The sequence below is a fragment of the Yersinia sp. LJYL362 genome, assembly GCF_048323875.1.
Genome location: NZ_JBLWEX010000116.1, coordinates 1 through 10,861 on the forward strand (window position 1 = coordinate 1; position 10,861 = coordinate 10,861).

Below are 10,861 nucleotides of genomic sequence, written 5' to 3' on the forward strand. Positions count from 1 at the left end.
TGCGAGTAGACTGCACCCCCTGTTTGATTTCGGAGTTAACCACCATGAGCGAAACGGCAAGCTGGCAGCCGAGTGCACCCATCGCCAATTTGTTGAAGCGCGCAGCAATAATGGCAGAGATCCGGCGTTTCTTTACCGATCGCGGCGTATTAGAAGTTGAAACGCCCACCATGAGCCAAGCGACAGTGACGGACATTCATTTGGTCCCATTTCAAACCCGGTTTGTTGGCCCGGGCGCTGCCGATGGTTTGACGCTGTACATGATGACCAGTCCGGAATATCACATGAAGCGCTTGTTGGCGGCGGGCAGCGGTTCTATCTATCAACTGGGGCGCAGCTTTCGCAATGAAGAAGCTGGCCGTCATCACAATCCTGAATTCACTATGCTGGAATGGTATCGTCCGCATTATGATATGTACCGCTTAATGAATGAAGTTGATGACTTGTTGCAGCAGATCCTTGACTGCGATAGCGCTGAGACGCTGTCTTATCAGCAGGCATTCCAGCGTCATTTGGGCATTGATCCCTTGTCGGCAGAAAAAGCGCAGTTGCGTGAAGCCGCGGCAAAACTGGATTTAAGCAATATTGCCGATACAGAAGAAGATCGCGATACATTGCTGCAATTGCTGTTCACCGTCGGGGTTGAACCGCACATTGGCCGCGATAAACCGGCATTCGTCTATCACTTCCCGGCATCACAGGCTTCTCTTGCCGTGATAAGCACTGAAGATCATCGTGTGGCCGAGCGCTTTGAGGTTTACTTTAAAGGTATTGAGCTGGCGAATGGTTTCCATGAGCTGACTGATGGCGATGAGCAACTGAAACGTTTTGAGCAAGATAATCGCAGTCGTGAAAAACGGGGTTTGCCACAACATCCCATCGACATGAATCTGATTGATGCCCTGAAGCACGGCCTGCCGGATTGTTCTGGCGTAGCATTAGGGGTTGATCGTTTGGTGATGTTGGCGTTGGGGGCGGAAAAACTGAGTGATGTGATTGCCTTCCCAGTCAATATCGCCTAATTCCCCTTCGTTCTTGGCGTCGCAGCGGTGTTCGCTGCGTTCGCTTACCCGAATCACTTACTCAAGTAAGCTCATCGGGATGCGCTGACTTGCAGCCTTGCTGCAACACCAATAACTTTGGGGAATGTCTGGCGTTCTTGGCGTCGCAGCGGTGTTGAAAGAAATGCCCTGATCCTTCACAGGTCAGGGCATTTTTGTTTCTTACTCACTCAGTTATTTTACAAACTACCCGGCGTACGCGTTCGATTTGATGAAACTACACGCCCACGCCCCAGTGTTTCCAACCGAGCCTGGAAAGGTGGGAACGGCAGAGTAATACCGTGCTCGCGGTAACCGGCCAGAATCAGCTGGTGGATCTCATGACGCAGTGGCATACGGTGGCCCATTTCAGCGGCATAGATACGCAGCTCGAAAATCTGGATCCCTTGCTGGAGATCGACTAAATAGACCTCCGGTGGTGGATTATCCAATACCAACGTACAGCGGCGCGCGGCGGTCAGTAATACTTCCGTCACTTCCTCACTGCTGGTTTCTGCTGGGGCCGGTACAGTCAGCACCACACGGGTAATAGAATCCGACAGTGACCAGTTAATAAATTGCTCAGTAATAAAAGCCTTGTTCGGCACGATAATTTCTTTGCGGTCCCAATCGGAGATCGTCGTCGCACGAGTATTGATTTTGGTTACGCTCCCGGTGAGATCACGAATGGTCACGGTATCGCCGATCCGGATCGGTTTCTCAAACAAAATGATCAAGCCGGAGACGAAGTTGGCGAAAATCTCTTGCAAACCAAAGCCTAACCCCAAACCCAGTGCGGCAACCAGCCATTGGAATTTTGCCCATTCAATCCCTAACATCGAGAAGCCGAGTAAGCCACCGAACAGGATTAACAGATACTTGGTGATAGTCGAAATGGCATAGCCCGTCCCCGGCGTGAGATCCAAATGCTGTAACAGCGCCAATTCCAGCAGCGCTGGCAGATTACGCACCAGTTGGGTAGTCACAATCATCACCAAAATGGCGATCAATAATGATCCCATGGTGATCGCCTGTACCGACTCAATACCGTTGATCGTCGATGACACATCCCACAGCCGAATGTTCTCCAGGAAACCGAACGCAGAATGAATCTCAGACCACAGTACTATCACTGAAACCAATGCGATCATGGTCAGAATGGATCGCACCAGCCGCAGGGACTGAGCGCTGATCACATCCAGATCAATCACCGGTTCTTCGACATCAATGGACCCTTCTGTGCTGTTGTTGTGTGGCGTGTCGTCCTCGCCACGGGCGCGCTGTGCCAGAATATCGGCACGCCGTTGTTTGGCACGATCAAAGGCAATACGGCGGCGCTGAATCAGCATCCAGCGGCGGATAATATGGTAAACCACCAACAAGAAGAACCAGATAGCAACCGAAGTTTCCAGACGTGCCAACAGTGCCTGTGATGTGGTGAGATAACCCAGTGCAGACGCTAATGCGGCAATCAATGGCGCGGACAGCAGCAGCCCCCACAGCGCCACATTAACGATATTCTCGCCAGAACCTTTCTTATCCAGATAGAGAGGGATACCGGCCCGCTTCAAGCTGTTGGTCACCAAACTCAAGGCAATACACAACAAAATGAAACATAACCGGCCCAGTGTGCCGGCGAATTCGCGATCGTTATAATTCTCGAAGGTAATCAGTGCCATCATTAGCGGGATAATCAACCACACTGACATACGATAGAAGCGCATTGCCCGCCCGACTTGGGTCGGTGACCAACGGAAGTGGGTAATAAACAGGCCATGTGGGTGGGCAAATGAAGCACTTATCATAAACACCCACAGCACCGGCACGGTCGCGGTGACGGCATTCCCAATGGCGATAGCCATCGGATATGACCAGGCATTTTGCAAACCATAACCCACAGCCGCCCATAAGACAGGCAGCGGCAGCGCCATCAAAATCGACCAGAAAACAGTACGTAATGTCAGGGAGAAATGGTCTTGTGTCACCTTACCTACCCGGCTGCTGGCGCGTTCAAGGAAGGCGTGATAATGGCGACGAGAGCTGATGCTGAAACCGACAAATAGCAACGCGCCAATAATTGGCAGCAATGTTTCTTGGCTGGTCATCATCATTACAAATGCTTTGCTGAGCTGCGAAAGGGTATCGAGTGACAGCAAACGAGTCAGGTCATGGGCGACATTCAGCGGATAGGAGAGTGATATCGGGCTGACATCCGCGACCCAAAACAGGTAACGGTGGGTGGCTTCGCGAACTTCACTTAAGGCATCCACTAACTGGCTATTAGCCACTTTCAGCTTGGTCAATTCAAGAATCTGGGTGTCATAACCGGATAATAGAGAGTTAAGCAATTCGCGCTGGGTGCGCCATTGGGCGTCCAGAATCCGTTGCTGCTCTGTGGTCAGTGGCGTGCCATCGTCTTGGGTTAATTTGACATTTTGCTGCTGTAACTTCTCCAGCATATCTTCATATTGCAGGCGTTGAACCCGCAGTTGGGCCATATCGCGGTCCAATTGCTGATTTTTTGGCACATCTGGCAAGCGAGCAACTTGTGCACGTAAAGCTTCACCCAATGCGGTTGAAACTCCCAGCCATTGGGCTTGCTCACGGATGGTGCTAAGCGCCTGTCGGACTTGCTGGGTCTGTGTGACCGCCTGGCGTTGCTGCGAAGAAATAAGATCAATACGCTGCGCTTGCTGATTCAACGCTTGAGACAAATCGCGGTTTATTTGTAGCTGTTGGGTAATCGACTCAGGTAGGTCGCCGCCTTGTTCCGCCAATAACTCTGTGCGCTCAAGCGCTTGCTCAGCGGCTTGCTGGCGCTGATTGTTCAGGTTATTTCGCAGGGTTTGGAGCTGATTATCGACCCGCTCCTGACGTTTTTTGTAGAGCTCGGCACGCAACCGTGACAGCTCTTGACGATTATTGGCGGAGAGCTGAGAAAGCTCCAATTCATTGGCTTTTGCTTTTCGGGCCACGGCTTCAGCTTGTAATAACGCCAACTGAGCCTGCGCTACTGGGGTGGCGGGGCTACTTTGTGCCTGAAGTCGCGTACTGATTTCAGTCAGAATTCGTCGGGCTTCTGATTGCTGTTGCGGCAGTTGATTCAGTGACTCACTGATTTCCCGTGCGCGATCTTGCTCCTGCTGCGACAGACGGCTCAACTCTAACAATTGGCTGCTGATTTGCAGCACTTGCTGTTCGAGTTCTGAGGTCGACATATTGTTAGGTATAGGTAGGGGTTTCTCCCCTTCCTGAGCCAGTTGTTGACGTAATTCGCGGGTCAGTTTGGGAAAGTCATCAATCGCTTTTTGATACTGCTGAGCGCGGATATCAGATTCTTTCGCATCCGCCAGCCAACTAAGAGCCCCTTGCAGCGCCTGAACAATTTCTGCCTGATTTATCATCCCCTTATTGGCTTCAGCCTGTTTTAACTCTTGCCTGAGTTGATCTTCATTCGGCTGAGTTGCCGCATGAAGCGGCAAGGATAACAACATGATAAATGTCAGTAATAGACCAAAAGGCAGTAATTGGCTTAAAGGTCGAGAAATCATTGGGCGCAAGTAAGGGCTCCTTAACATCAATTATGCCTTCAGCCGAAGGCTAGCACGGCGGAGTAACAGGGACGGCTTCGGCAAGGGCTTCACCCATACGGGTGACTGAGCCGCTGTTTAACTGTGGCGCTAAATACACTTTGCCTTCAGCAAACAGGTTAATTACCGTAGAACCCAATTTAAAGCGGCCCATTTCTTGCCCTTTCTCCAGGGTTATCGCGCCTTCAAACCCTGCCTGTGGATAGGTCCAGCGGCGAATAACACCTTCGCGTGGTGGGGTAATGGTGCCTGCCCAGACGGTTTCTATGCTACCCACGATAGTGGCACCCACCAGAATTTGGGCCATGGGGCCAAAGGCGGTGTCAAAGAGACAAATGACGCGCTCATTACGGGCGAACAGGTTAGGGACATTCGCTGCGGTTAATGGATTGACCGAGAATAAATCACCCGGAACATAAATCATTTCACGCAATACACCATCACACGGCATATGTACCCGGTGATAGTCGCGGGGCGCCAGATAGGTGGTGACAAACTGGCCATTCTGGAACTCAGCAGCGAGCATATAGTTACCTGCCAGCAAAGCTTCGACACTGTAGTCGTGGCCTTTTGCCTGCAATATTTGCCCGTCATGAATGGTGCCTAACTGACTGATAGCACCATCAGCAGGTTGAGCTAATAGATTTTCTTCGGCCACAACGGGGCGCGCACCAGCGCGTAGCGGTCGCACAAAGAATTCGTTAAAGGTACGATAAGCAGAGAATTCAGGATCTTGTGCTTCTTTCATATCGACTTTGTAGTAGCGCGCAAACGCCTTGATAACCAGTTGTGTCAACCAGCCACCTTGTTTATCCGCACCCCAACCAGCCAAGCGGGTCAGGCCTTGTTTGGGGAGTAAATATTGTAATCTGATCTTGAGACTATCCAGCACGTAGACCTCTTGGATTGACGATACTCGTCAAGTTGCATGTGTGTTGGCTGCGCTCAATCACCCGAATCATTGACTCACGTCAACTCATCGGGACTCACTCACTTGCCGCCTTCCTGCAACTCGAATTATTTAGAGTATATAAACCTTGAAAATAATTGTGGTGCATATCATTGGCCTGCACCCACGACTTTTTATGTATGAAACATGCAGTTAGCTATTTCTCGTCGCTATCTGATGTCTTGCGGGGTTTTGCCTGTTCCATACTCTCTAGAATCCGATGGTAATTATCAAAGCGCTCTTCGGCAATTTTACCTTGCTCTACCGCTTCGCGCAGCGCACAACCGGGGTCGGTGGTGTGGCTACAATCGCGGAATTTGCAATGGCCAAGATAATCACGGAATTCGACAAATCCTTGGGTGATTTGTTCCGGAGCCAGATGCCAGAGGCCGAACTCACGTACCCCCGGTGAATCAATCACATCGCCACCATGTTGGAAATGATATAAACGAGCGGCGGTGGTGGTATGTTGGCCCAAACCGGAGTTATCCGAAACGGTATTCACCAGAATTTCGTTATCCGTTGGCGGTAACAACGCATTGAGTAGACTGGATTTACCCACCCCAGACTGACCAGCGAAGATACTTATCCGCCCGGCCAGCGCCTGTTCAAAGGCCTCCATCCCCTCGCGGGTCTGGCTGGAAACTTCCAATACGTTGTAGCCAATACGACGGTAGATATCCATCATGCCGTCAACGAATTTACGACCATCGGCATCCAGTAAATCGATCTTATTCAGTACGATTAACGGCTCGACATCTAATGTTTCGCAAGCCACCAGATAGCGATCGATAATATTAAGAGAAAGTTCGGGTAAGATCGCCGAAACGATCACGATCTGATTAATATTTGCGGCGATCGGTTTCACGCCGTCATAGAGATCAGGGCGTGTCAGAACAGATGTCCGTTCATGAACGGCTTCGACGATGCCTTTAACCCGCACACCTTCCTGCGCTTGCAAGCCGGGGCGCCAGACCACACGGTCACCGGTAACCAATGACTTGATGGTGCGACGGATATTACAACGGTGCTGAACACCATCGGCGGCTTCGACATCGGCATGCTGACCGAAACGACTGATTACGATACCTTCTTGCGCATCGCCAAGCTGAGAGTCATCTAACTCAGGTTTTCTATCAGTGCGTAGCCGGCGCTGATGGTTAGCCTGCACACGGCGTTGCTGACCTTTCGACAGTTTATTCTTACTCACTGTGCCTCACTTGAATCTGCATATATCGCTGGTTGCGACCAAAAGGGCTATGATACACATTATTTTATCAATTAACCGTTTGTTCGGTAGTCTCCCCGGCTAACAGGCAGGAAATATCATGGTAGAGAATAAAAATAATCTAATCTGGATCGACTTGGAAATGACCGGCCTTGATCCTGAAAGGGATCGGATCATCGAGATAGCCACTCTGGTCACCGATGCTGATTTGAATATCCTGGCAGAAGGCCCGGTGCTGGCTGTCCATCAGTCTGACGAGCAGCTTGGGCTGATGGATGAATGGAATGTGCGTACCCATACTGGCAGTGGCTTGGTCGAGCGGATCAAAGCTAGCCCTTTTAGTGAGCATGATGCTGAATTGAAAACCATTGAATTTTTAAACCTGTGGGTTCCAAAAGGTACTTCGCCTATTTGTGGTAACAGTGTGGGCCAAGACCGCCGCTTCCTGTTCCGTTATATGCCAGAGTTAGAAGCCTACTTCCATTACCGCTATCTGGATGTCAGCACCTTAAAAGAGCTGGCACGCCGCTGGAAACCCGAGATTTTGGCCGGTTTTAAAAAGCATAATACTCATAAGGCACTGGATGATATTCGCGAGTCTGTGGCTGAGCTGGCCTACTACCGCGAACATTTTATTCAACCTTAATCCCCTTTGTCCTTGAAACAGCAGGGGTGTTCGCTGCACTCGCTTACCCGAATCACTTACTTATGTAAGCTCATCGGGGTGCGTTTGCTGGCTGCCTACCTGCTGCTCCAATGACTTTGGGTATATACTTTGTCAGGCGCTGGTAAAAACAGCACATTGTTGTTTTAATCGGCACTTAAACCAAAAAATGATTTTTTTGCTTTCAGGGGCTTGCGGCAAAACGGATTTCTCGTATAATGCGCACCCCGTACCGATGAAGAATTTGCAAGCAAGCGCAAACAGATTCAGTACCGGAAATTATGACCCAGAGCGGGAATAGCTCAGTTGGTAGAGCACGACCTTGCCAAGGTCGGGGTCGCGAGTTCGAGTCTCGTTTCCCGCTCCAATTTCTTAAGTCATAAGAGATTGGTCACAAAGAAGTCAGTAGTAATAGTAATAGTAATAGAAATGAAAAATATAAATGTGATGTGTTTTTCTTTATGACGCATGACGGCGACGCGGGAATAGCTCAGTTGGTAGAGCACGACCTTGCCAAGGTCGGGGTCGCGAGTTCGAGTCTCGTTTCCCGCTCCAAATTTTTTATTTCAAATAACTGATTTCAGATAGTCAAATGTTGCCTAAACGGCATCTCAATGCGGGAATAGCTCAGTTGGTAGAGCACGACCTTGCCAAGGTCGGGGTCGCGAGTTCGAGTCTCGTTTCCCGCTCCAAATTTTTTCATTCAATTCTTTTTTAATTATCCACAGCCCAGTCATGTGCTGCACCTCATTTCACATACATTGTATTAACTTCTTCAACAGAGTTATCCACAGATTCTGCTGTTTTTGTATCCAGTTCATAATTTAACCGCTTCAGTTCCCTTATTTATAATTATTTGATTTAATTGCATATATTTTAATGTGAAAACGTTATGCCGATCACTTGTGCTTTTTTTTGCACTTGATTGACAAGGTCTTTTTATTTTTATACACAGGAAAACTCTGGGTTTATTCATTGTAAATATAGTTGAAAAACTCTGCTCAATGTCATGCGACATCAGGCAAAAGCGGGGTCAGGCATCGCGTGGCAGGCCTTTTTCAATTGCTCTCACCAGGCGTTTTTTCTGCGGCGATTGAACATCCCCAATCAGTGTAGACCGTCTTTTCAATTGTTGTGAGATTGCCCATTCAATATGTTCATCTAACATAGGATCAATGCCGCGGCGCGCTTCCAACGCCAATACAATATTATCGAGATAGGGTGCATTGCCTAACGCAACCGAGATATTGCGCAACCAGCGCAGATGGCCAATTCGCCGGATGGCAGAACCCTCAGTGACCCGTAAAAACTTTTCTTCATTCCAGGCGAATAAATCCAATAGCTGCGGTGTATGTAATACAGCTCGCGGGCTGAAATCTTCTTCATCGGTTAATTGCGAGAAGCGGTTCCACGGGCAAATTAGCTGGCAATCATCACAACCATAAATACGATTACCCATTAGCGGGCGAAACTCTTCCGGTATTGCGCCTTCCAACTCGATCGTTAGATAGGAAATACAGCGGCGCGCATCAACGGTATAGGGGGCGACGATAGCCCCTGTCGGGCAAGTGGTGATGCAAGCAACACAGCGCCCACATTGTTCTTCTTGCGGTTTATCGACCGGCAGCGGCAGATCAATGAGTAACTCGCCAAGAAAGAACCAGGAGCCAGCATCACGATTCAAAATTAGTGAGTGCTTACCAACCCAGCCAATGCCCGCTTTAGCCGCCAGGGAACGCTCCATTATTGGCGCAGAATCGACGAACGGGCGGAAGTTGACATCGCCGGCCGCCTGCTCCAGACAATAATTTTGAATCATGTCACCCAATTTTTTCAGGCGTTGGCGTAACAATTTATGATAGTCACGGCCTAAGGCATAACGGCTGACATAACCGAGTTCCGAATTCTTTAATGTGCTGGCAAATGCGGCCTTGGCAGGCAGATAATTCATCCGCACGCTGATCACCCGCAACGTGCCGGGTAATAATTCATGGGGCCGCGCGCGCAGCATACCGTGGCGGGCCATCCAGGCCATTTCGCCATGATATTGTTTATCAAGCCAGGCCTGTAATCGCGGTTCTTCCGCTGACAAATCTGTATCGCAGATACCGACTTGCTGGAAACCTAGCGATTGCCCCCATTGCTTGATATGTTGGGCTAACTGATTCAGATCGAGGGGGTGTGCCATGACGGACCATAGTAAGAAACAAATCGGAGCCAGTTTACCACACTCTGTTTTTTCTGCGGACTGGGTGCGCCAGAATGAGGCGATTGCGGCGGCACACTTCTCTCTGAGCTTATTTGACCTGATGGTAAGAGCCGGAAATGCCGCTTTTGAATTGGCGCGAAAGCAATATCCTGCCGCGCGCCACTGGCTGATTTTGTGTGGTCACGGTAATAACGGTGGCGATGGCTACATGGTTGCCAGCCGGGCATTGGCCGCGGGTTTGAATGTTACTCTTATTGCTTGCTCTGGTAATCGGCCTTTACCCGCAGAAGCCTATCAGGCGCAATTTCAGTGGCTGGCCGGCGGCGGTGTGATTAACCAACCTGATATGCCCTGGCCACAACATATCGATTTAATTATTGATGGTTTGTTGGGTATTGGCCTTCGAGCCGCCCCACAGGGGGTTTATGCTACGCTGATTGACACAGCAAACCGCCATCATGCAGCAAAAATTGCCCTGGATATTCCGTCTGGGCTGAGTGCTGATAGCGGTGCGGCTCCAGGCTCAGTTATTCGCGCGGATCACACCCTGACTTTTGTCACACTGAAACCCGGTCTACTCACTGGGCAAGCCCGTGATTGGGTGGGGTATTTGCACTGCAATGATCTGGGGTTAACACAATGGTTAGCTGCTCAACCGGCACAAATTGAGCGCATGACGGAGGATCACCTGCCGCAATGGTTGAGACCGCGCCGCCCTTGTGCTCATAAAGGTGAGCATGGCCGATTATTGCTGGTAGGGGGCGATAAAGGATTCGGTGGCGCTATCCGCATGGCGGGAGAAGCGGCGTTGCGCAGTGGTGCTGGGCTGGTGCGAGTACTTACTCACATTGAGCATGTCGCGCCGATTCTGGCCGCGCGCCCTGAGCTGATGGTGCAGGAATTAACCGATGAAACCCTCGCACAAAGTATTAATTGGGCTGATGTATTGTTGGTCGGGCCGGGGTTAGGGCAATCGGATTGGGGCAGGAATGCTCTGAATTTATTGCAACAAAGTGATAAACCAGCATTATGGGATGCAGATGCACTCAACTTACTGGCATTAAATCCGCTGAAGCGTCAGAATCGGGTGTTGACCCCCCATCCTGGCGAAGCTGCACGTCTGCTCGGTTGCCGCGTCGCTGATATTGAGAGTGACCGCTTACTTTCTGCCCGTAACATCG

General features: G+C 50.2%; 7 protein-coding genes and 3 tRNA genes. 6 read left to right on the top strand and 4 right to left on the bottom strand.

Annotated features, from left to right (window positions below; all coding sequences use genetic code 11):
• Window positions 1–44 precede the first annotated feature (44 nt).
• Complete coding sequence (epmA, locus tag ACNSO8_RS05200) at window positions 45–1,022, top strand: elongation factor P--(R)-beta-lysine ligase (protein WP_418394019.1); 978 nt, start codon at window positions 45–47, stop codon at window positions 1,020–1,022.
• A gap of 218 nt (window positions 1,023–1,240) precedes the next feature.
• Here the strand turns inward: epmA and mscM are convergent, their stop codons facing one another.
• The 3 genes from mscM to rsgA form a co-directional block, all read right to left on the bottom strand.
• Window positions 1,241–4,591 carry a miniconductance mechanosensitive channel MscM gene (mscM, locus tag ACNSO8_RS05205; protein ID WP_418394020.1) on the bottom strand — a complete coding sequence of 1,117 codons (3,351 nt, stop codon included), beginning with the start codon at window positions 4,589–4,591 and terminating at the stop codon, window positions 1,241–1,243.
• Between the two features lie 49 nt (window positions 4,592–4,640).
• Entirely contained in the window at window positions 4,641–5,522 is an 882-nt protein-coding gene (gene asd, locus ACNSO8_RS05210; protein WP_418394016.1) for an archaetidylserine decarboxylase, read from the bottom strand.
• 214 nt (window positions 5,523–5,736) lie between these two features.
• The gene (gene rsgA, locus ACNSO8_RS05215; RefSeq protein WP_004392462.1) at window positions 5,737–6,789 is read right to left on the bottom strand and encodes a small ribosomal subunit biogenesis GTPase RsgA; all 1,053 of its coding nucleotides are present in this window, start codon (window positions 6,787–6,789) and stop codon (window positions 5,737–5,739) included.
• 118 nt (window positions 6,790–6,907) lie between these two features.
• Between rsgA and orn the strand changes: the two genes are divergently transcribed.
• From orn to ACNSO8_RS05235, 4 genes are all read left to right on the top strand, one after another.
• Window positions 6,908–7,453 (top strand): oligoribonuclease, encoded by a 546-nt coding sequence (gene orn, locus ACNSO8_RS05220; protein WP_418394017.1) that lies wholly within the window; start codon window positions 6,908–6,910, stop codon window positions 7,451–7,453.
• Between the two features lie 309 nt (window positions 7,454–7,762).
• Window positions 7,763–7,838: transfer RNA gene (locus ACNSO8_RS05225), tRNA-Gly, on the top strand.
• Between the two features lie 112 nt (window positions 7,839–7,950).
• Window positions 7,951–8,026 (top strand) — tRNA-Gly (locus tag ACNSO8_RS05230).
• A gap of 61 nt (window positions 8,027–8,087) precedes the next feature.
• Window positions 8,088–8,163, top strand: a tRNA-Gly gene (locus ACNSO8_RS05235).
• 341 nt (window positions 8,164–8,504) lie between these two features.
• Here ACNSO8_RS05235 and queG read toward each other — a convergent pair.
• Entirely contained in the window at window positions 8,505–9,659 is a 1,155-nt protein-coding gene (queG, locus tag ACNSO8_RS05240; RefSeq protein ID WP_057620394.1) for a tRNA epoxyqueuosine(34) reductase QueG, read from the bottom strand.
• Between queG and ACNSO8_RS05245 the strand changes: the two genes are divergently transcribed.
• On the top strand, window positions 9,658–10,861 hold a 1,204-nt coding region (locus tag ACNSO8_RS05245), incomplete at its 3' end, for an NAD(P)H-hydrate dehydratase (protein WP_418394018.1). The genes queG and ACNSO8_RS05245 overlap by 2 nt on opposite strands.

What these genes read in the sequence shown, in the direction of transcription:
- epmA (WP_418394019.1), top strand. Translation starts at nt 45, where the DNA reads ATGAGCGAAACGGCAAGCTGGCAGCCGAGTGCACCCATCGCCAATTTG.
- mscM (WP_418394020.1), bottom strand. Translation starts at nt 4,591, where the DNA reads ATGATTTCTCGACCTTTAAGCCAATTACTGCCTTTTGGTCTATTACTG.
- orn (WP_418394017.1), top strand. Translation starts at nt 6,908, where the DNA reads ATGGTAGAGAATAAAAATAATCTAATCTGGATCGACTTGGAAATGACC.
- queG (WP_057620394.1), bottom strand. Translation starts at nt 9,659, where the DNA reads ATGGCACACCCCCTCGATCTGAATCAGTTAGCCCAACATATCAAGCAA.